Origin of the sequence: Flavobacterium undicola (assembly GCF_009909155.2) — a bacterium.
Classification (GTDB): domain Bacteria; phylum Bacteroidota; class Bacteroidia; order Flavobacteriales; family Flavobacteriaceae; genus Flavobacterium; species Flavobacterium undicola.
In genome coordinates this window covers 1-21,818 of record NZ_JAAAPM020000025.1, presented here as the reverse complement: position 1 = coordinate 21,818, position 21,818 = coordinate 1, and the positions used below count along the sequence as shown (strand labels likewise).

Sequence of the window (21,818 nt, the reverse complement as noted above, 5' to 3'; positions counted from 1 at the left end):
CCAGTATTTGAAAATTCAAATACTGTATTTGCGTTTTTTCCTTTATTTATTTTACCAAAATCATAAGTTAAATGTTTAAAACTCATTTTAGAAAATTCTTCATCGGAAACACCATTGTTATTTTTAGTTTTTGATATACAGGATGTAAAAGCTGTAAAAAGAATTAAAAAACAAAAATGTTTTGAATGGATATTGATTTTATAAATCATTTTTATTGATTGTTATTAACTAAACGATGTAAACTATTTTCTTTCAACAAGAAGTTCTTTAATCTCTGATTCTACAACCGAATTTAAAGGAGTAAAAGTGTCTAGATTCTTCCAGAATTCTTTTGAATAATGGGATATAGAAGTATCGTTATTCTTCAATTTCATTATTTTTTTATATTCATCTTTTGACAAATATTCTACATTTTGTATAAAAAGTTCTCCTTTAGTAACGAACTTTGTTTTTTTTCCATCAATAATATTCTCGTGTTTAAATTCATACATTTTATATTTTAAATCTTTGATAGTAGCCTTTAATAAATCTTCATTATGATATTCTTCTACTTGAATGCCTTTATAATATTTCGACCTTTTTGAAATGTCTATTCGTATATTACTGTTTGTATCATGGTTCGAAATTTTCTTTATACTGCCATAAAGTTTTTTATCTTCTTTACCGATAATATTGATAACATTATTTTCATTGTTTTTTATAAGATTGAATTTTAATTTTAGAATTTCTAATAATGATTTATCATCTAAATCTTTAATGTAGAAAGGGTTTTTGCTTGATATCTTGTAGTCTTCTTTTGGAGCGGTATCAAAAATTCTATGGCTAATATTTTTTATGTAGATTGAATTGTTTTTAATAATAAATTTAATTTCGGTATCAATAAAAGACCATGGTTTATTGTTTTTTAAATTTAAAATTCTGTAATAGGCCGTTAACACTACATATTTACCGGAACTAACGACAACCTCATCTAATAAATTTATTTTGGGATCGAGTAGAATAATTTCACCCTCTTTTAGTGTGTTTAGTTCTAACTTTTTTTCTTCAAAAAACAGACTCTTAGCATAAATTGTATTTGTTAATGCAGCTAGGTCTTTTATAACAATTTCGCCTTCTTCATTAGAAGTAGCTATTTCTTGATTTCGTTCATTAAAAATTGTTATAAACGAAATTGGCTCTTTGCTTTTAGAGTCTTTAAAAGTTAGTTTAACTTGTGAAAAAACACTTGTTAAGCTGCTTAAAAATAAAAATAGGATTAATTTTTTCATAAAGTATGTGTTATTTGTTTATTTTGTTCAAATACAAATTTTTAATTTCTGTTGACATCATTGGGTTACCTATTAATACGATTGTATTGTCATTTGTAGTCAATACAGTTTCAAAATTTTTATTTACGTTCATAAAATTATTTTTCTTTAGAAACTGATTGTTATGATCTAAAAACAATGGATGGGGAAAATTTTTGATTTCTTTTGTTTCAAAAAAATATTTTAATAATTCAAATTTGTCATCAGTTGTGCATACTAAAATTACCTGAACATTCTTTTTATTGAATTCGGGAATTAATTTTTTCCAGGATTTAAGATTTAATAAACAAGTGCCACAGGAAGCGTCAATATGTGAATATATTTTATAGCTGTAATTTACAACTCCTTTTTTGTTGGCAGGATTAGCTAATGGTTGGTAGAGTTCTAAACTTTTTGGGATTATTAATTTTTTACCCAGATTATTTTCTACGACTAGTTTCAAAGCGTTAAATTTTGTAGTATTTGGATCTTTTTTACAGGATATTATACTACATAATAGAATCACTGTAATACTGTATTTTAAAATTTTATCAATCATAAGTAAAATCAATTAATAGTTGCATATACAATGTATCCTGTTTCTTTATCATAAGTGTAAAGCCTTTTCCCGTCTTTAGCTATAGTAATATGAGAGACTTCTTTATCTAATGTTATCTTCTTTACAGGATTCAAGTCCCAATCATAGACATAAATATATTTCCCGCTATAAGCTTTTTTCTCACTAAATTTTTTTCCTGAATACAATAAATAAATATATTTATTGGTTGTAGCTCCACTAATGAAAGTCACTCTTGTTTTTTCATTTTCAAACCATTGGTTTTCTTTGGCTGTAAATTCAGAGTCAAACATTTCAGGACCTTGTATAGAAAAACTTTTTTTAGTTTTTAAGTCAAATATTTCTACAACGTCAGTATGTATATAAGCCAAAACCAGTTTGTCTTTTGTTGGTTTCAACAAGGGATGAGTTAAGCTTGCTTTGGTAATGACACGCAAAGGATAATTTTCGGGATAACTCTTAAATTGACCAAATTCTTCAGTAATTTTACCGGTGGGCAAATCGATTATTTGTATCTTAAATTTTGAAGTTTCACTTCCTGTTGCAATACATTTGAGGTTGTCTATCAAATTAATTTCATAAAATCTATGACTAAGAGGATATTCTATATATTCAGAGGCAGAAGCTTCTGCTATTGCTTTATCCTTTTTTAATATCATTATTTTTTGTCCTGAAAAATCATTAATCCATAAATGATTATTGTTAATACCTATATTTGACATACCCAGTACTTCTCCTGATTCTCTCCCTTTTGCTAAATAGGGTTTAGAAAATTGATGTGTCATTAATGAATAATTAAATAAATGATATTCTTGTCCGCTTACTCTATTTGCAAAAATTAAAGTAGAGTCAGAAACGATGATTTTTTTTGGATTACCAAATTTAAATTCAACTAAATTTTTAAGTTCAATTTTTTCTTCTTTTGGGAATTCTGAAAATGTTTTAATAGTATCACTTATTACTATTTGGGTTTCTTTTCCACAAGCCCCCAGGAAAAGAGCTGCTATTAGCACTAAAAATGTTTTCATGTTTTTTATTATGTTTTTTTTAGATGTATGGTCTTTTATAAAAGACCATACATCCTATTTTAATTAGTTTAATAAAGACATCTCTCACTACTGACAATTACAAACCGACAATTTGGAGTTTGTCCACAATAATCACCGTCCATACCACAGCCAAACCATACCCATTCTGCATTGGCAGAATTCATCGCAATAACATCCGATAAATTATTATCTGGACTTGAGCTATTTATCTTATCAGTCCCAAGAAACATTGTTACAGCAATTACTACAACACCTAAAATTCCTAATATTTTTTTCATTTTATAAAATTTTAATTTTTTAGAAAGGGTATTTGAATCCTTTCTTATATATTATTTTGCAAAGTGGAGTATAGGAGTGTTATTTTTGCGAAACACTACAGTTGCTTAGCTGTAAGCAGCTGTACAAAATTATAAAGTTGTTTCGTTTATAAAATCTTCCTCTGGGTAGTGATCTATTTCATAGGCTGCATTTTTAGAATTAATTAATGTGAGAGTTTTTTAGTTTTTAAAACCCCGGAGGATTTTTATATTTTATCAGGATTTTTTTCATTTCTCGCCGTATTTCTTTAATGGCGGTTGAGGGAATTTTTACTTCTTTATCCATTATTTTCTTCACCATGATTATGGCTTTATCCTCTTGTCCTGAAGTATCGTATAGCTTTGCCAATAAATAGTTGGCGTAAAACTTAGCGGGTGTCATATTTACGGCCTGCTGGTAGCTGGCTTCTGCTTTTTTATATTGCTTTATTTCTTTGTAACTATCGCCCAAGGCGGTGGCGATAACTGTATTGTTTTGATAATGCTGGGCTTGTTCTAATATAGTAATGGCTTTATCAGGTTCTCTTGCTATTGAAAGCGTTTTGCCGTAATTCATCAGGAAATCCCCATCTTTTTTAAAAATTGGATACGCTGTTTCAAATGCAAGAATTGCTTTTTTATAATCTCCATATTGATAACTTATTAAAGCATTGTTCCATGTTATAAAACCTTCGTTAAGTTTATTTGTAAAAGAAAAAGTCGAGTATATAATTCCATAGGTCAGCAGAACAAATTGTATTTTATAAATACCTATTTTTATTGGGTTGTCTTTAGTTTTAAACCGAAAACAATCTGCGGCACTATTTGATAATAGGGCGAGCAAAAGCACCAGTACTAATTTTATAGGCAGTATTTGCATCGGGTAGGAAAAGCAGGCAAAGATACCAATGGTCAACAGTCCCGTTTTGGCTATAGCAGCATTAAGTTGATACTCTTGTTTTACTTTTGTTAGAAACAAAACATAGACTACTATCAGAAGTAAAGCAAATCCTAACAAGCCGTTTTCTGTCACAAACTGTAAACCTTCATTAAAAGCATAATAGCTGTTGTCGGCTACTTGTGCTTCGGTAGTTTCTCCATTTTTAGCAAAATAATTAGCTTGATAGTCCATGTATTTTGCTTTGAATTGGTCAAAGCCTACGCCAAAGACAGGAGCGTCTGCAATCATTTCAGCTGTCACTTTCCAGATAAAAGCACGCCCATCTGAAGAAACTTTTTTATAGTGATAGATGCTAAAAAATCCAGTGATTAAAATCCCGATAGCGAGTACAATTAGAGCTGTTTTTTGGAGTTTAAGAGTTACTTTTTTAAACAAATTGCTTAGAAAACGGTATTTTAATTCTATTAAAACTGCACTACCCAATATTGCAGCTATCCAGGAAGCCCGGGATTGCGTAGCAGGAAGTACTATGGCTATACTAATGAGTCCCAGCAACGGAATGTACTCAAAAATGGATTTTATTACTTTGTTTAAAAATAAATAGTTGTTTTTTTTCTTTGATTGTATTTGAGTTGTTATGTAATCTTTAAACAAATATATTCCCAAAGCTATAGTCCATACACTGACCAAAAAACCGGCATAAGGTCCCGGGTTAAAAAAACTGCCTGTCATTTTAAAACCGGAATGGTTGGAGGCAAAATATCCCAGTAACTGGAGATTTCCATACACTGCCTGGATAATTCCAGAAACAATTATTGACAACAATAACCAAGGATAATTTTTTATTGAAATACTACGTAAAACCATATACAGGAGACTGAGTCCCAATAATTCTATGAAACGAATAGAGAATCCATAATGTGATTGAAAAAAATACCGATTTATAGTGATATAAGATATAAGTGCAAAAAGAGTGAGATCTAATTTAGAAAAGGAGTACGTTTTTTTTGGGTCACTAACTACATGAATAACATATAAACCTAATAGAACCATGCAACCATAAAGAAAGTAAATCAACTTGCTTGTGATGGTAGATAGCACATACTCTTGGATGTTAATCTGGGGTAAAACCAAAAAAAGGGAAAAAACCAAAAGTGTTAGAAAAACCCTTGATAAATTAGATAATAGGAGGGGTGTTTTTAACATTGGTTTGGATTTACGGATTAAGATTAAATAACTCTGTTTTTATAAGAATTTTACAACATTTCAAACCTACAAATTAATTAATTAATAACTGTTCTGAACTGTTTGTTAAAAATAATACTTGTCTTTAGGTTTTAGTATAACTTGCTTGTAGTCAGTATTTTGTATGTTTGTTTTTTTATAAGAAATTTCAATTGTTTAACAGGAGGATTGTCGCTTATTAGGAAAATAATCTCTTTATATAGGAAAATGAATAATTATCAGAAATAATTTACTTTGTAATAATTCTATTTTGTACTTTGGCGCACTTAATTCGGGTTATAAATGGTCGGATTTTATGAATTTAAAATATAATAAAATGAAAAAAGTAGTATGTTTTTGTATTCTAATACTTGTATTAATTTCGTGTAATAAGTATTCTAACGGTACAAAAAAAGCATTGGCAGAAGCAGGAGATAACAAGCAAGAGTTAGAAAAAGTTTTGAATTTTTATAAGGAAGATTCAGCGGACAACATAATTAAAATTTTAAGGTAATTCAAGCTCATGTTTAAATATTCGCTGTGAGTAGGATTTTACCATTTTGGAATAAAAGCCTTTATATTTAGGATGTTTTATTTGATGGTATTTTTCAAAAGCTTTGAAAATTGGTAATGCTTGTGGATCAGGGGATGTGTAATACAGTAAGTTGTTAGGAATAATAGAATTGCCTGAAACTGGAATGTTTGAAAAAAAGTAATTTTTGGAATAATTGGAACTCTTTATAGCACTATAAGATAGCAATGACATTCTAAAAAATTGAAGCCCTTTTTTTTCATTGTCTTGTGCCATATAATAATTCCCATAATAGGTATTCAAAAGAAAATCATTGGGATTTAAAAAAAGTGATTTTTGATAGCTTTTTTCTATTTTAAGAGTATCATTTGTTTCTAGGCTATTTATGTATGCCAAATACAACCAAGGTCTGCTTAAATTAGGTAAAGTAGTTGTAACCTCCTGTAAAAGTTGCTTTGCTTTCTTAGGATTTTCTTCTAATAATAATCTCGCCAAACGAGCTTTTAAAATAGTATTATTATTGATTTTAATTGCTGCATATAAATCTGAAATTGCAATTTGTTTAGATTCTTTTGCTAGTTTTGGATGTTTTTTTGATAATTCTTTAAAAAATATAGACTCCAATACCTCTGGACTGTATCGAAGTGCCTTGACAAGGTGGATTTTTACCTCGGAATTATTTTCTTGTTTCAAATCAAATAACACTTTGCTAATATGATAAGTGCTATTGTAAGTATCCAATTTTATAGCACTTGTTAGTAAATCTTGTGCTGTTTTTTGTTGTCCTAATGCAAAATAAACCCAAGCTAGATTGTGTAAGTTCTCATCATCGTACGGATTTAATTTTAAGATGGTTTTTAAATCTTTGGAAGCCAATTGAAGCGTATCTTTATTTATAAACGTAATCGAAAGCAAACGGGGATGCTTTTCTGAAATTTCAATTTCTAAACTATTCTTCAACAAAAACAAACTATGATTTTTAAGGATGCTACTATTATAGGGAGCCAATTCAACGGCTTTATTAATTGAAACTTGGCTAGATTTAAAATCATCTTTATAAAAAGATTTCAAAAAATTGTCATTTTGCTCTAAAATTAAGACTTTGCTTATATTTATATACAGCAAAGTAGCAATAGCAATCAAAAATAATGACGGAATACTATAATTCAATTTTGCCAAATGTATTGTTCTAAAAGGAATATCATAACGAATAAGAAAAAACAGTAAACTGTAAAACATAAAAAACACACTATTAAACTCAAAAATAGACGCATAAGTAAACTCCCGTAATAGTATGGCAAGAATTCCAGATGCAATAAGGCTCATTATAATTTTATCTTCACTAGAAATTGTTCTTGATTTAAAATTCCGGAGTAAAACAAGAAAAACAATTCCAAGAAAAACCAAATAACAGCTAAAACCAAATACACCTCTTTCAACAAGTAAATTTATATAGGTGTTTTGAGTTCGGGGGCAAAACACCGAGTCTTCTTTTTGAAATGCTACTTTGTCTTGAGCTAAAATAAAGTTACCTTGTCCCCAGCCCAATATAGGTTTGTCCTTAATAAGCTCTTTTGTGTTTTGCCAATCACTCATTCTTGACGAAGTACTTCGTTGTTGCGACTCGGTTGCATTGAATGAAACAGTAGTCAACACATCCTTGTTTATTGGGATTGCAGCAATGCAAATGAAGAATACTACAATTGCATTGTATAAAAGGATTCTTTTTAAAGAAAATTGATCCCACACTAGCAAATTAAAAATGAATATAAATGCGAAAAGGCTAATATAAGCTCCTCTCGAAAAAGAAGATAAAATACAAAAACAAATCAAAAACAAATTCAAATAGACTAGAAATACCCATTTTTTGTTGCGTAGTTTCCATAAAAAGAGACAATTCAAAGGGATAAATAACAAAAGTACGCTGCTCCAGGCATTAATCAAATTACCAAAAGGCGTATAAAGGTGTTTGAAATTGATACTACTTGAAAAACCTGCCAATTCAAGTTTGGTTTGAAAACTGATAAAATCGTTTATTGTAAAAACAACAAGTACGGCACTAAAAATAACCAATACTCCCAGGAGAAGCAATTGTTTTTTTGAATCCTTAAAAAATAATTTACAACCAACGTATAAAAAGAGCATAAAACTCAACCGTATGTAGGAACTAATACTGTTGAAAGGGTATGAAGAATTAAAAGCCGTTATAATTTCACTGATGAACAGAATGGCAAAGCCAATATCCAAATAGGAAATAGTAATTGACGAAATTTTACTTTTAAACAATTTGAAAAGAATTATAAAACTCACTGGAAACAACATTTGGAGATTCCAAAAGAAAATAACGAACAGTGTATATCCTAGCAACAGTGCTGTTAGAATACCATAATGTTTAAAGAAATTAAAAAATGCAGTCATTGGGTTATAATTGTGAATTGTAAATTATGAATTGTTAATGTATTGTTTCTGAAAAGTTTTTTTAAAACAATTGCAATTATTTAATGGGTAGAATTCTGTATATCAGTTAATTTAGGGTAGTTGTTTTTGTCGTAATCTCTCCAAAACACTCTTTTTTAACAAGGGAATAAAACTTTTTGCCAATCCAAAAATTAAATAGAAAAAAAGTAATGGAATGAATAATTTTCCTAGTTCAGCCAATGAAAATGGTGCGTTTTCATAAAATAGATTTTGAATAAAATACGTACAGTTTTGAGGAAAATAAAGTATAGAGTCAGGATTTTTTATAAGGACAAAATAAAGGAAAAATAAAATAAAACTATAACATACCAAGCCATAACTCAATAAAAAGTAATCCATTTTTTTCCACGTTGCTTTTGATTTATAAAATTGTTTAATTTTAAGAAAACCGTGCGTCATTAAATTTGGTTTTTCTATAGCATCAGACAAAACCCAATAGCCATCACTTCTTAGAAATGGATTAAGATTACGCAAGGATGACATTAAAATAATACAACCAAAAATGATGAATATTGGAAAATTAAAAACCAAGCCAATCAAAATTAGAAATACCACATAAATGATTTCAAAATACATTCCTGCAAGATTAACTACTATACGTTGTTGTTTGGGTAACTTCCAAATATCCGTAACATCGGCAAAGTAAACAGGCATAAACAGATAAAAACCACCACCAATTCCACCGTGTTTGGCGCCATAATGATGTGCCGCTGATGCGTGACCCAACTCGTGAAAAGTAGCACTAATGAAACTTAATATAAAAAAGAATAACCACTGCGATTTTGGCAAACTGGTATGGAATATTTGAGAATTGTAGTAGTGAAAACTGAAAGCAAACAGTAGAAAAGCGACTATTATAATTACTTTTGAAATTTTAGATTCAAATAAAAAATGTAATTGTTGCGTAAATTTAGACACTATTTTTTCGCTAATTAAAATAAAATTTAATTTTATGTAATTGGGTTTTTGGTTGGGTTTAATTGCTATTTCATCACTTTGTATTATTCCGTAAGTGGCCAATTTATGGTACAGAAAATCGTAAGCAAATTCAATAGTTATATTAGATTTGTATTTTAAATTGTAATTACAAACAATATTTTTTAATTCTGTTTGATTATCAATCAATTGAATGAAATGATATAATTCCGACGAAATTTTTATGCGATGGTCATATACCGTTTGATGTATAAAATATTCATTTTTATTTATTGAATGAAAGGTAATTTCTTTAGAAAGTAACGGAACTATAGCTGTCTTCATAAACTGATAATGATTGTAAAACTGAGGTTGTTGTAAATAGTCTGTTAAATTCTTTAGCTCTCACATTCATTCCAAAAGGGGCTATTGGAAAAGGAATTTTGTTGGGCACTGTATCTTGAGCATTTGGCACTTGTAAGGCATTTGAATTTTGCCAAGAACCATCGCTAAATTGATTTTGGAGTAAATAAGAGATTGTTTTTTCTATTTGTTGTTTATTTTTAATTGGGCTCAAAAGCAATATTTCCAAAGCTAATCCTGTGTAAAACACATTTTCTCCATAAACGTCTGAAAAACTGCCATTTTCATTTTGAATAGCATTTATTTTGGAAACTATATAATCGACTTTATCAGTTTCATCCAAAAACTGATAGGTTTTAGCCAAATAATAATAGGTATAAATACTGCTAGTCCACCAATAAGAATTTAACTCGTTTTTAAGATTTTTATCAAAGTAATTTTTGATTCTTAAAAATGAATTGCCATTTTGATTTTGTTGTGCTAAAAAATAAAAACTCACTGCACTCACGCAATTATGAATTGATAACCAGCCGTTTACATTTGAAATATTTTTATCATCAAGAGCAGTCAATAAATATTTTTTATCAGAATAGGTTGAAAAACTACCATTTTGGGTCTGATAAAACAACCAATTTTCTAAAATTTCATTTTCAATTTGGATGTTATTATGCAAAAATGATAAAAGCACAAAGTTGGTTGAATCGGCATCTTCAATCCAAGTGGTATTGTAACTCCACAATGTTTCTGTTGTATTTTGATTTAGAAAATCTAATGCTTTTAGTATTTCGTTTTCAAAAAATATTTTTAAATTTTCAGATTCTGAAATTTTAGAAGTAATAAATGCGGTTGCCCACGTATTACTTATACCACCTTGATTTACATATTCTCTCCAACTTCCGTTATTTTGTTGCTTGGATTTTATAAATTGTATTCCCGACAAAATACTATACTGTAAGTTGTTTTCAATAAAAAAATCATTAGATACACTTACTTCGGATGTTAGCACTTCTATATAATTTTCAATTTCAATAATAGCAGTTGTGAACGATTTTTTTGTATCAACCAACACTTTTTTCCATTTTGGAACAGCTATATTTTCAATGGAATCCAGTGCTTTATTGCAATAATCAATACCCAACAAGTACATTTGTTTTGACACACCTCTGATATAAAGATATTTTACTAAAATATCGGGGTCTTTATTTATAATATTTTGTTGTTTTAAAAGATACACTGCCCAATTGAATTGTCCCTTTTTGAGGTCTTCTTTAAAATCCTGAATATCGTCGTTGAGTTGAAAAGCCACCGAAAAATACTTGTGCGAAAGCAACAACTTTTCATACACAGCTACATTGGTGTTGTCAATACTATACAAACAATCAATGGCTACTTTGCCAAATGCCGATTTGGTATCCGCTAAAGTTTCATATTCTTCAATAGTAACAACTTCCTTTTTACTAAGTACTTTTTCAAAAACAATTGCTTCTAAATATTCATTTCGCCTTTTATTCCAGAGTATCCAAAAATTACTCTCTAATCCATAAATACTGGTTAGGATTTTGATGCTTTCTTCTTGGCAAATGGTTATTAATGGAAATTTTGTAATGTCTTTTTCATCAATTAATCTATCTGTGAATATTGTAGCTTGATAATATAAATAACCTGATATATCTAATAAATCCAATTGCTCTTTGGTTATCAAAAAAGAATTTGAAAATAATGAGGGGTATTTTTGGTAGTAGGTGGGATTGCTATTTATGAAATTGGAATTCAAAATTATTTTTTTTAAATTCTGATGCAAAGGTAAATTTTGGATGTAACTATGAAATGTCATTTTATTTTTTATTGTTGATAAACTCTAACTCTTTTTCGGTTAACATAATAGTATTAGTATTCATTATTGTTTCTTTAGGTAAATTTTTATAAATTGGTTTGTTTAAATCTATCGATTCTTTTTCACTACTCTTTTTTACTTTTGTTTCTTTTAATATAAACAGACTGTTAGATAGAATTACTGGATGTAATACATTATCATAATCCAAAAATCCATTTAAACTTATATTGAAATATTTAATACCCCATTTACCCTCTTTGTTTTTGAGAAAAATATATTCTGAAAGCTCGCTATTGCTATAAGTTGTGGCTATTTTATTAGCTTTTGTAGTTTTTTTATTTTGCTCTTTTCTATCCTTATAAATCAAACTATCCAATAGTTTGACAATTGCATTTGTTGTATTGTCGAAAGTAATTTTTCCGATATGTTGGTACACAACCCCATTTTTATCGGTAATCCAATTTGTATTATATGATATTGTTGTGTATGTATTCTCTTTGCTTTCAATAAAAGAATTGGTCTCATCTGTGTGTTTGAGTAAAATAGAAAGTATAGAATTCAAGTAAAACAAAGGAATCATCTTATTTGTTACAATAGAAGCAAAACCTTGCTCTCCAAACTCTAGATTGACAGTAGTAATTTTGTTGTAGTCAATTTTCCCTAAACTTAATTTAGTAAAATCATTCTGATTTTTTTTTAAATCATAATAGAAACCTTTACTCCACCATTTTAATTCTGCTGAAAAAAGCCTTTTATAGGTATTGTCAAACAAAAAAGTTTCTTTAATAGAACATTCCTTTTCCGTTGGATAATCTACGTACAAGTCATTATATTTGTCTAAAACATACTCCATCCTTTTTTTTAGATTACTATTTTGTACAACAACTTCTTCCAATATTATGGGCTTTGGAGTTAACCACAGAGTATCCTTTAAGAATGCTATTTTTTCTTTTGAGATGATTGTATCCCTATAATTGAAATGTAAGAATGATAAATCATACTTTTTTAATCGTATTTTTGCCATTCCATCATCATTGGTCAAAACACCTTCGTTCAAGTCTTTGTAGAATATATTTACTTGAGAAATAGGCAATCCATTGTCCTTGTCAAGTATAGTTATTTCTTTTTCTTGCCCAAAAAGTACAGTTCCAATAATAAAAAAAACTATGCTTAATATTTTTCTCATAAAATGTATTTAAATGTGAATAAAAACAGAAGTGAAATACTTCCGTTTCATAATAATTAAACTCATTGAACTATCCACCCCATTCGATTGTCCATCCTACTCCCCCAGCTTCGCCGGTATTAGGGTTTACATCGGTTGGTCCAGGAGTCCAAATACTCATCTCAAAACGTTTTTCAAGTTCTTCAATCTGAAATTTTTCTAATAATTCATTTTCCAAATTCATTATTTTGATTTTTTGTGTTAAACATTATACTTTTCTTTTTATTTCGGCATTTAGTCTCGTCCTTATGTTTTGCTTTTTTCTTTGGGTTGCTAATTATCTGAATCATTCCTTAATTCGTGATATAGAAGTTTTTTGTGTTTTACTTAAAAATTACCTATTACTTCATACTCCTTGGTTTTATCTTTTTTATCGGCTATCGATTTCAAAAACAACTCTAATTCTGTCGTTAATGGCAATTGATTTTGGTTTTTCCAAAAATCTTTAGAATAAGGGAATTTGGCTTTAAAAAGATCTTTATCAGGAGAAAAATTAGAGTTGACCTTTTCGTTTGTTGGGTTGTTTGTTACAAAATAATCTATATTATTATCATAAAAAAATGTTTTTTTATCGGTTACTATCTCTACCCTACATTCCATTTTTAAATTAATCGGATAATATTTATTTGTAGCTATATCTTTGCTAAATTTCATACATTTATTCCACTTTATTGTTCTGAATTGTACATTCGAAATCAATCCTTTTTGGTAAGGCGTTTTATTCAAATCATTATTCGGTATGATATAGTATTCAACTACTGCATAATCGTTTCTATTAATAATAAAATAGCCACTCCAAATTTGCCCTGTATGATCTTTTTCTTTTGTTTCAAATGTTATTTTCTTGTAATCAGCATCATTAAATGCTATTTCCGTGTAGTTGCATTTACTTGGTTCAGGGACTATCATACTTATAAAAGAATTAAAATCTGGAAATTTAAAATTAATATGGTCTTTTTTTTCAAAAAGTTTAATTTTTCTCATATTCAAAATTTCAATACTGATCATTTTTTTATTGGTCGTATTTTGATTTTTTTTGGCGTAAATATCCTGTAAAACAATGTTTTCATTCTCTTTTTTAAGTGTGTTTCTCAAGAAAAAATCAACTGTGTAATTAAGTAAAACATTATCTTTTATTTTACTATATACTTTTTGCATGTAAGAACCCGCATTGTTCACGACAACCTCTTGTAATTCAATTGTTTTTATTTGCATAAAAATGGTGTCATTTGCATTTTTTAGTTCATCAAACGTAGTTTTTACTTCCTCATAACCTAATAGATTCAAATTGATTTCATTTTTTTGTGAAACAAAAACAAATTTTCCATCGGCATTTGTAGTAGAATTGTCTGTTTCGTTAAAAACAAGTACATTTTCTAATGGTAATTTGGTAGTTGCATCAACAACTATTTTCTTAATTTGATAATTTTGAGAATAAGAAAATACACAGAATAAAAATAAATATAGATATAGTGATAGTATATGCTTCATGATTTTTGCTTAAGATTCTTTACTAAAATCTTTTTAAAATGATAACTTCCATTTTTCAAATATTCTTCGACACTACATGAGTAAAACACAATATCTATTTTCAAAAATTCATTAGTTTCATATTTTTTTTCGATTTTTCTCCATTCATAATTTTCCCAAATTTCAACAACCTCTTTCGTTATTGAATCTTTATTTTTGTAATGATTACTAGCATATATGGACCTTATAGTTAGCATTACTTTATTTACCACATTGTTGGTTGTAGTTTTATAATGATTTTTAAATGGATCTAATTGAGAAAGATTTACAGTTTTACCATCTTTTTTAATGCCTTCAATTGTAACAAAACCAATTTCGTGAGGAGGATTTGGTGAAAACATACCCCAAAATTGTGATATTAAAGGGAAGCACCTAGAAATATCATTAATTGGCTTAAAATATGAATAGATCTCTTGAAATTTTTTTGTTTTAGATAAAATAGTCATATTTAAAAAATTAAAAACATTTCGTTGAGTAATTAAAAGTAATAATATAATTAGCGTTAATTTAACATGCTTTTTAAGTTGATTTGTAGTTATAACTTTCTCATTATTTTTTGAAAAATAATTCCAAAAATGATTAGGTAATAAAAGAACTGAAATACTACTACATATAATATTGAAATAACCCACATCAAGCAAAATATAGATTCCCCAATGAATTGCTAAAATTGTTAGAGATAAAAACAATCTTATTTTTGAATTTTTGAAAGGAAAAAATATTAAAAACAGAAACAGTAGTTGAAAAAAATGAGTGATATAGGTTAAAAAACATATAATTTTAAAATTAAAAAGAACATGTGAATATCTTCTTGAAATGATTGTATCAATGAGAGTGTATTTAATAGCAGTGCCGTTTATCCAATCATCTCCGTTTTTACTTAATGAATTAAAAAAAAAGATGAAACTTATTTGAATTAAAATAGCCGTTATAGCTAAACCTTTTACTTCAATATTTTTATCAATACTTTTTAAAAATCCTTTGTCCACACTAAAAGTTTCATTTAAAGGTAAAAATAATGCAAAAGTAAATATTGCTACTACTATTTGATCTGCTCCAATCATAGTATAGAAATAGGTATGGGTAATTAGAATAAATAAAATATAGGAAATTACCGAAGTTATTTTTGTAAAATAACCAATAGTAAATAATAGAAACATTATTAATGCAAAAATGTGCAAAAACAATAATTCATAGTAAGATAGATTAATGAACCCCAATAATGAGTTGGTGTGCAAAGAATTTTTCAAGAAGTTATACCCTATCAAACCATCAATATCATATAATTCATTGAAAAGTAAAAGTTTATTGAAAATTAAATCGTATAAAATTGAAATTCCTAATAAAATTCGGAATAATCCCAATGACCTGATATCTAATCCATAAATTTTCATTTTGTTATACTATTTTTATTGTAAAAAGAGATTTCTTTTTCTGTTTTTGGAATTATGTTTTTAATCTCTTTTATATCTAAATTTTCAAGATTATTTTTTTGATTAAAAATATCTTTTGACAAATCAAAATTATGATTACATTTAATAATTTCATCACGAAATTTTGTAGTATATAACTTTAATATGTTTTTATTATAAATATTTGGAATATCCTTTTTTATGTATTCGACCTCAACACCAATCTCTAAATCATCAATAATCCATTTATCATTGAACTGTTTAAAATTTATAAAACCATTACTATTTATTGCAATTCTAGAATAATCTGCATTTACTTTATATATCTTATCAATACCACTTCCTCTATCTCCTTTAATATCTAAATTTATAATAGCAAAATTTTTATTTTCAATAAGTAATGTGATTATGTTCTTTTTATCTTTGGTTATATTTTGAGTGAAAATTAATTTGTAAATGTTTAAACCGTTATAAGTTGTATATTTTGTTTCAATTTCAAATAAGTTTTCATTTTTACTCAAAATACTTACCATGTTTTTTACATTTAATTGTGAAAAAGCCATTTTTAAATTGATAAGGTTTTCATTTAAATTAGCAAGCAGATAGTCTTTATCAATAGCTTTGTTAATTTTAATCGGTTTTAATTTTACCTCTTCACCTATATTAGTGGTTAATAAACCATTACCGTCATAATATCTTTTGATTTCATCATCAAAACTTGAAATTTGTTTGAAATAAACTTCATATTGTGAGTTTAAAAAATAATTCTGTTCGTAATTTTGTAATACTTTGTTTAAAATACTTTTTACGGGCATTATAACGACTTCGTCTAATAAAATAGCTTTCTCATTTAAGGTTATGTTTAATGGTATAGATTCAATTTCATTTATCATAATTAACTTACTTTCATATCCTATATAAGAAACAATAATTTCTATTTTTTTTGATTTGTTTTCTGTATTAAGTTCAAAATTCCCGCTACTATTTGTGCTTGTTGCATATGGTTGATTCTTTATTGTTATATTTGCATTTTCTATAGGTAAATTAGTTATATAGTTTTTGACTACTCCTATTATTTTCGTTTGTGAATTGGCTATTCCTATCTTTAAAACGAAAATTAAAACTAATATTTTTTTCATTTCATTTCTTTTAGTCTAATTGAAAATTAGCATTTGCCTTAAGGCAAATGCTAAAAAAAATATTGGCACAATTCAAAATCAACCTTTGTACCAGTAGTTTGGTTGGCTTTACCCTCCTGAACCTGTAATAACTGTTATAATCCCGCCCACTTCATTTGGGTCATGAGGTACTATCCAATCAAGAGGTCCGCTAAATTCAAGTCTTTTTTCCAGTTCTTCAACTTGAAATTTTTCTAATAATTGGTTTTCCAATAATTTATTTTCTAAATTCATGATTTATTTATTTGAGTTAAACAATTCTACTTTTCTTTTTGTCTCGGCATCTAGTCTCGTCCTTATGTGTCAATTTTTTCTTTGGGTGTATTTTACACTTCTTCCCTCAATTCGTAGCTACTGAATGTTTTTATTTTATGCTTTATGTTTTTTGAATTTTCAATATTAATTTCCTGCCCTAACGATTTAGAAATATTAATCAGAGGCAGAATCAAAAGAATAAAACACCAAAAGCATAAGGAAAATCCTTGATGTTTTTGACAATAGGAGGGGTGTTTTTAACATTGGTTTGGATTTGTTGATTAAGAGTGAAAAACTCTATTTTTATAAGAATTTTACAATATTTCAAACCTACGAATTAATTAATTAATAACTGTTCTGAACTGTTTGTTAAAATAATATTTTTCTCTAGTTTTTAAAGCAACTACCTGTTAATTAACGTGTTGTGTTTGTGTTTTTTTGTAAGGATTTTCAATTTTTTAATAGCTGTATTGTCACTTATTAGGAAATTAATCTCTTTATAGAGGAAAATGAATAATTATCAGAAATAATTTACTTTGTAATAATTCTATTTTGTATTTTGGCGCACTTAATTTGGGTTATAAATAGTCGGATATTATGAATTTAAAATGTAATTAAATGAAAAAAGTAGTATGTTTTTGTATTCTAACACTTGTATTAATTTCGTGTAATAAGTATTCAAACGGTACAAAAAGAGCATTGGAAGAAGCAGAGGATAACAAGCAAGAGTTGGAAAAAGTTTTGAATTTTTATAAGGAAGATTCAGCGGACAGTCTTAAATATAAAGCTGCGGTATTCCTTATCGAAAATATGCCCAATCATTATTCACATAAGTCCGTTACTGGATTTGAGGATGCTTTTGACAGCATAAGCAACTATCCCATGGATGGATTGCGTCGTGGTGTTTTTGAAAAAATGTTAGACTCGGTATCACAAAAAATAAGTTTAAGAAAAGCAGAATTAATTCCGGATGTCAAGTCGGTTACTTCTGAATATTTAATTAATACTATTGAATTATCATTCGAGGCCTGGAATAAAATTCCAAAGAATAAAAGAGCTTCCTTTGAGGAATTTTGCAATTATATTTTACCATATAAAGATAGCGATGAACCTATTGAGGCAGATGCCCGTGAAAAATTGGCTAAAAAGTATTCATGGGTTTATAAATATCTTGAAAATGGGGCTTCTTTACGTTCGGTAGTGGATTCTGTTGAATCCGAATTTAAATTTACAGTTATGGGACAAATGAGAGAACTTTATCCTATACCATTAAGTATTAGCCAAATTGAAAAATCCAGAATGGGGGTATGCAGTGATGGGGTAAATTATTTAGTGAATGTATTTAGATCTTTGGGGATAATTAGTGCTCAGGAGATGATATCCCATTGGGGAAATCATTATTCTATGGGACATTCCTGGGTATATGTTAAATATGGAGGCGAGGAATATTCTACAGATGTATCCAGAAAAGTTGATGTAAGAGAGGAATATTTAGGAGAAAGTATCCCAAAAATAAATAGGGTAACTTATGGTTCTCAAAAAGACTTCACATTTTCACCATTTGCAAAAGATGTGACAACACATTATGTTCCAACGGTAAATATTATTATCAATAATATTCTGAATGCTCCTCATTCTCAACCAGTATTATATGTTTTTGATAGGAATAACCAATGGGCAGCTGTTTCATATGGTGAAAGCAAAGATGAAAACAATACATTTAAAAACATAGGGGTGAACGTATTATACTTAGCGGGCATTCAGGAAGAAAACACAATTATTCCGATTAATTATCCCTTTTTTATAGATAATACTAAAAAGATTCATTTTTTTAAGCCTTCTAAATCTGTTTTGAATTCAGTTCCCTTAGTTAGAAAATATGGATTAACTACAGCGAGAACTAAAACAAAATTGGATTGGATGACAAGTCTGAATGATAACCTGATTCAGGGAGCCGATAATAAAAATTTTAACAATGCAAAAACATTATATCATATATCAAATTTTAACAGCACCCATTTAAAAAAGATATTAGTAAAACAGCAAGAAAAATTTAAGTATGTTCGTTTTTATTCCAATAAAAAAGAATCTTTTTTGGTTAAGTTGGCTTTTTATGATGCTAATGGAAAAGAATTGAAAGGAGAAGTTGTTAAACAAAACAATGCTATTTTGAAATGGGAAGAAGGCGCTTTTGATGAAGATCCCGGATCATATTCAGGAGGTCGGGATTTTACTTTAGGATTAAAGTTTAAGAAACCTACGCTTGTTCGTTCTGTTGGTTTTCAGGCAAGAAATGACAGTAACCATATAAATATAGGGGATGAATATGAGTTGTTTTATTGGGACAAGGAATGGAAAACTTTAGGCAGGCAAGTGGCTAAGGACACAGTTCTTTATTATAACACACCGGTTAATTCTCTGTTGTGGTTAAAAGATAATACAAATGGTAAAGAAGAACATGTGTTTACTATTGATAAAAACAAAAAACAAAAATGGTTAGGGTTTGATAATTATTAATTTATGCAAATAATTTTTTGTTATGAATAATCTTAAAACTGGTCGACACCGATTTAATATTAATTTCCCGATTGCACTATGTAGTCGGGATTTTCATTTATATGGCTGTTCTGGTGTTCTCTTTTTTGAAGATTAATGAGGTCTTTTATGTTGTACGAATATATACTTTCCCTAACTACATCTGGGTTTGAATTCTCAGTAACACCAAATCATAATATTATTCTTTGTTGTAAGTTTTATATATTTCTTGTTGTAATATTGTAAACCTCTATCTGTATGATGCATCTCTTAGCATCTTTGTTTTTCATATAAGTCAACTTTTGTGTCAATTTATTTCAGAACGTGACATTAAAAACAAAAAAAACCGCCTCAAGTTCATACACAAGAGACGGCTTGGGTTTTTGGAAAAATAATTTATTTTTTGATAATATTCTTCACGGTAATTATATTTCCATTTTTGATGTTCAGAATATACATTCCGGAAGGCAATTGATCTAAAGACATTATTTCTGTAGTACTTTTCAAAGTTTGAGACAGTACTTTCATTCCTATTGAATTATAAAGTTCGAGCGTAGCACCAGTTTGTACTTCATTCACTTTTACATTCAATAAGCTGGTAACAGGATTAGGATAAACGCTTACATTTTCAGTAGCATTTTCCTCACTCAAGGTTTTACTAATGTCTTTGCTTGAGATGTAACTGCAAGAGCCCAGTTTATCACCATGATTCAAATGCGCTTGTACCGAATTAGAACTCACACAAATTGCCTGACCATTATGACAAACCATAACTTTATCATTTGAGTTACCACACTGTACATTTAAGGTGTTAATCACAATAGAAGCTGTTGTCTGACAACCTTTGAAATCAGTTACTACTACAGTATAGGTGCCTGCAGCTGATACGGCAATGGTTTTTGCTGTTTGATTTGTATTCCATTTATAAGTATAAGGAGCTGTTCCTCCTGCCGGAGTTGCAGTAATATTTAATGAAGTTGGGCCATATCCAATATAGATGGTGTTTTTGTCATCCACCGCAGCATTAAGGGCATACACATTCGGAATCGTTGCGGTCAATTGAACCGCATTGGTGTCATCACAATCGTTGTTGTTAGTAGCATATCCCTGAGGAGCCACTGATGTACACAACATTGCTGTTACATTCGATCCAAATCCGTCTTTATCTGCATCCACATAATATTGAATTGGCTGATGAACAGCGGCATCGTTATCATTACAATCGCTGTTGTTGGTAGCATAACCTTGAGGAGCAGTAGGCGCACACAACATTGCTGTTGCAGTCGATCCGAATCCATCTTTATCTGCATCCACATAATATTGAATTGGCTGATGAACAGCGGCATCGCTATCATTACAATCGCTATTGTTGGTAGCATATCCTTGAGGAGCAATAGATGAACATAACATTGCTGTTGTAGTCGATCCAAATCCATCCTTGTCGGCATCTACATAATATTGAATTAGCTGATGAACAGTCGCATCACTATCATTACAATCGCTATTGTTGATAGCATAACCTTCAGGAGCTACTGATGAGCATAACATTGCTGTTGTAGTCGATCCAAATCCGTCTTTATCGGCATCTACATAATATTGAATTGGCTGATGAACAGCGGCATCGTTATCATTACAATCAGTATTGTTGATAGCATAACCTTCAGTGGCAACTGATGAACACAACATTGCTGTTGCAGTCGATCCAAAACCATCCTTGTCGGCATCTATATAATATTGAATTGGCTGATGAACAGTCGCATCGCTATCATTACAATCGGTATTGTTGGTAGCATAACCTTCAGTGGCAACTGATGAACACAACATTGCTGTTGCAGTCGATCCAAATCCATCCTTGTCGGCATCTACATAATATTGAATTGGCTGATGAACAGTCGCATCGCTATCATTACAATCGCTATTGTTGGTAGCATATCCTTGAGGAGCAATAGATGAACATAACATTGCTGTTGCAGTTGATCCAAATCCATCCTTGTCGGCATCTACATAATATTGAATTGGCTGATGAACAGCGGCATCGTTATCATTACAATCGCTATTGTTGATAGCATAACCTTCAGGAGCTACTGATGAGCATAACATGGCTGTTGTAGTCGATCCAAATCCGTCTTTATCGGCATCTACATAATATTGAATTGGCTGATGAACAGCGGCATCGTTATCATTACAATCAGTATTGTTGATAGCATAACCTTCAGTGGCAACTGATG

Annotated in this window: 17 protein-coding genes; 2 read left to right on the top strand and 15 right to left on the bottom strand. The window is 29.1% G+C overall.

The window, feature by feature from the left end; all coding sequences use genetic code 11:
* Nucleotides 1-242: 242 nt before the first annotated feature.
* The 5 genes from GTZ96_RS13890 to GTZ96_RS13870 form a co-directional block, all read right to left on the bottom strand.
* Nucleotides 243-1,268: a carboxypeptidase-like regulatory domain-containing protein gene (locus tag GTZ96_RS13890; RefSeq protein WP_161644517.1), complete on the bottom strand. Its 1,026-nt coding sequence runs from the start codon at nt 1,266-1,268 to the stop codon at nt 243-245.
* 10 nt (nt 1,269-1,278) lie between these two features.
* Nucleotides 1,279-1,845, bottom strand: a complete 567-nt coding sequence (locus GTZ96_RS13885) for a redoxin family protein (protein ID WP_161644516.1) — start codon at nt 1,843-1,845, stop codon at nt 1,279-1,281.
* An 8-nt stretch (nt 1,846-1,853) separates the two neighbouring features.
* Nucleotides 1,854-2,891, bottom strand: coding sequence for a BF3164 family lipoprotein (locus tag GTZ96_RS13880; RefSeq protein ID WP_161644515.1), 1,038 nt, complete (start codon nt 2,889-2,891; stop codon nt 1,854-1,856).
* Between the two features lie 68 nt (nt 2,892-2,959).
* A complete protein-coding gene (locus GTZ96_RS13875; protein ID WP_161644514.1) occupies nt 2,960-3,190 on the bottom strand; it encodes a hypothetical protein in 231 nt (76 codons plus the stop codon).
* A gap of 226 nt (nt 3,191-3,416) precedes the next feature.
* Nucleotides 3,417-4,976 (bottom strand): O-antigen ligase family protein, encoded by a 1,560-nt coding sequence (locus GTZ96_RS13870; protein ID WP_161644513.1) that lies wholly within the window; start codon nt 4,974-4,976, stop codon nt 3,417-3,419.
* A 694-nt stretch (nt 4,977-5,670) separates the two neighbouring features.
* Here GTZ96_RS13870 and GTZ96_RS13865 point away from each other — a divergent pair.
* Nucleotides 5,671-5,847, top strand: coding sequence for a hypothetical protein (locus GTZ96_RS13865; RefSeq protein WP_161644512.1), 177 nt, complete (start codon nt 5,671-5,673; stop codon nt 5,845-5,847).
* Here GTZ96_RS13865 and GTZ96_RS13860 read toward each other — a convergent pair.
* From GTZ96_RS13860 to GTZ96_RS13820, 9 genes are all read right to left on the bottom strand, one after another.
* On the bottom strand, nt 5,839-8,151 hold the full coding sequence (locus tag GTZ96_RS13860; RefSeq protein ID WP_181033198.1) for an O-antigen ligase family protein: 2,313 nt from the start codon (nt 8,149-8,151) through the stop codon (nt 5,839-5,841). The genes GTZ96_RS13865 and GTZ96_RS13860 overlap by 9 nt on opposite strands.
* 243 nt (nt 8,152-8,394) lie before the next feature.
* Nucleotides 8,395-9,603, bottom strand: coding sequence for a peptidase, M50 family protein (locus GTZ96_RS13855; protein WP_161644510.1), 1,209 nt, complete (start codon nt 9,601-9,603; stop codon nt 8,395-8,397).
* On the bottom strand, nt 9,572-11,395 hold the full coding sequence (locus GTZ96_RS13850) for a hypothetical protein (protein WP_181033197.1): 1,824 nt from the start codon (nt 11,393-11,395) through the stop codon (nt 9,572-9,574). The genes GTZ96_RS13855 and GTZ96_RS13850 overlap by 32 nt, the downstream gene beginning before the upstream one ends.
* A gap of 61 nt (nt 11,396-11,456) precedes the next feature.
* Entirely contained in the window at nt 11,457-12,641 is a 1,185-nt protein-coding gene (locus GTZ96_RS13845) for a carboxypeptidase-like regulatory domain-containing protein (protein ID WP_161644508.1), read from the bottom strand.
* Nucleotides 12,642-12,711: 70 nt separating this feature from the next.
* Nucleotides 12,712-12,864, bottom strand: coding sequence for a hypothetical protein (locus GTZ96_RS13840; protein ID WP_181033196.1), 153 nt, complete (start codon nt 12,862-12,864; stop codon nt 12,712-12,714).
* 143 nt (nt 12,865-13,007) lie between these two features.
* Nucleotides 13,008-14,171, bottom strand: coding sequence for a carboxypeptidase-like regulatory domain-containing protein (locus tag GTZ96_RS13835; protein WP_161644506.1), 1,164 nt, complete (start codon nt 14,169-14,171; stop codon nt 13,008-13,010).
* Nucleotides 14,168-15,604: an HTTM domain-containing protein gene (locus GTZ96_RS13830; protein ID WP_161644505.1), complete on the bottom strand. Its 1,437-nt coding sequence runs from the start codon at nt 15,602-15,604 to the stop codon at nt 14,168-14,170. Before GTZ96_RS13830 ends, GTZ96_RS13835 begins: the two co-directional genes overlap by 4 nt.
* Nucleotides 15,601-16,761: a carboxypeptidase-like regulatory domain-containing protein gene (locus tag GTZ96_RS13825; protein WP_161644504.1), complete on the bottom strand. Its 1,161-nt coding sequence runs from the start codon at nt 16,759-16,761 to the stop codon at nt 15,601-15,603. Before GTZ96_RS13825 ends, GTZ96_RS13830 begins: the two co-directional genes overlap by 4 nt.
* Before the next feature lie 108 nt (nt 16,762-16,869).
* Nucleotides 16,870-17,034 carry a hypothetical protein gene (locus GTZ96_RS13820; protein WP_161644503.1) on the bottom strand — a complete coding sequence of 55 codons (165 nt, stop codon included), beginning with the start codon at nt 17,032-17,034 and terminating at the stop codon, nt 16,870-16,872.
* 639 nt (nt 17,035-17,673) lie between these two features.
* Here GTZ96_RS13820 and GTZ96_RS13815 point away from each other — a divergent pair.
* Nucleotides 17,674-19,572, top strand: coding sequence for a hypothetical protein (locus GTZ96_RS13815; protein WP_161644502.1), 1,899 nt, complete (start codon nt 17,674-17,676; stop codon nt 19,570-19,572).
* A 414-nt stretch (nt 19,573-19,986) separates the two neighbouring features.
* Here the strand turns inward: GTZ96_RS13815 and GTZ96_RS13810 are convergent.
* A partial coding sequence (locus GTZ96_RS13810) for a T9SS type A sorting domain-containing protein (RefSeq protein WP_161644501.1) occupies nt 19,987-21,818 on the bottom strand: 1,832 nt, incomplete at its 5' end.

What these genes read in the sequence shown, in the direction of transcription:
- GTZ96_RS13875 (WP_161644514.1), bottom strand. Translation starts at nt 3,190, where the DNA reads ATGAAAAAAATATTAGGAATTTTAGGTGTTGTAGTAATTGCTGTAACA.
- GTZ96_RS13870 (WP_161644513.1), bottom strand. Translation starts at nt 4,976, where the DNA reads ATGGTTTTACGTAGTATTTCAATAAAAAATTATCCTTGGTTATTGTTG.
- GTZ96_RS13825 (WP_161644504.1), bottom strand. Translation starts at nt 16,761, where the DNA reads ATGAAAAAAATATTAGTTTTAATTTTCGTTTTAAAGATAGGAATAGCC.
- GTZ96_RS13885 (WP_161644516.1), bottom strand. Translation starts at nt 1,845, where the DNA reads ATGATTGATAAAATTTTAAAATACAGTATTACAGTGATTCTATTATGT.
- GTZ96_RS13835 (WP_161644506.1), bottom strand. Translation starts at nt 14,171, where the DNA reads ATGAAGCATATACTATCACTATATCTATATTTATTTTTATTCTGTGTA.
- GTZ96_RS13820 (WP_161644503.1), bottom strand. Translation starts at nt 17,034, where the DNA reads ATGAATTTAGAAAATAAATTATTGGAAAACCAATTATTAGAAAAATTT.
- GTZ96_RS13845 (WP_161644508.1), bottom strand. Translation starts at nt 12,641, where the DNA reads ATGAGAAAAATATTAAGCATAGTTTTTTTTATTATTGGAACTGTACTT.
- GTZ96_RS13855 (WP_161644510.1), bottom strand. Translation starts at nt 9,603, where the DNA reads ATGAAGACAGCTATAGTTCCGTTACTTTCTAAAGAAATTACCTTTCAT.
- GTZ96_RS13830 (WP_161644505.1), bottom strand. Translation starts at nt 15,604, where the DNA reads ATGAAAATTTATGGATTAGATATCAGGTCATTGGGATTATTCCGAATT.
- GTZ96_RS13865 (WP_161644512.1), top strand. Translation starts at nt 5,671, where the DNA reads ATGAAAAAAGTAGTATGTTTTTGTATTCTAATACTTGTATTAATTTCG.
- GTZ96_RS13880 (WP_161644515.1), bottom strand. Translation starts at nt 2,891, where the DNA reads ATGAAAACATTTTTAGTGCTAATAGCAGCTCTTTTCCTGGGGGCTTGT.
- GTZ96_RS13840 (WP_181033196.1), bottom strand. Translation starts at nt 12,864, where the DNA reads ATGAATTTGGAAAATGAATTATTAGAAAAATTTCAGATTGAAGAACTT.
- GTZ96_RS13890 (WP_161644517.1), bottom strand. Translation starts at nt 1,268, where the DNA reads ATGAAAAAATTAATCCTATTTTTATTTTTAAGCAGCTTAACAAGTGTT.
- GTZ96_RS13815 (WP_161644502.1), top strand. Translation starts at nt 17,674, where the DNA reads ATGAAAAAAGTAGTATGTTTTTGTATTCTAACACTTGTATTAATTTCG.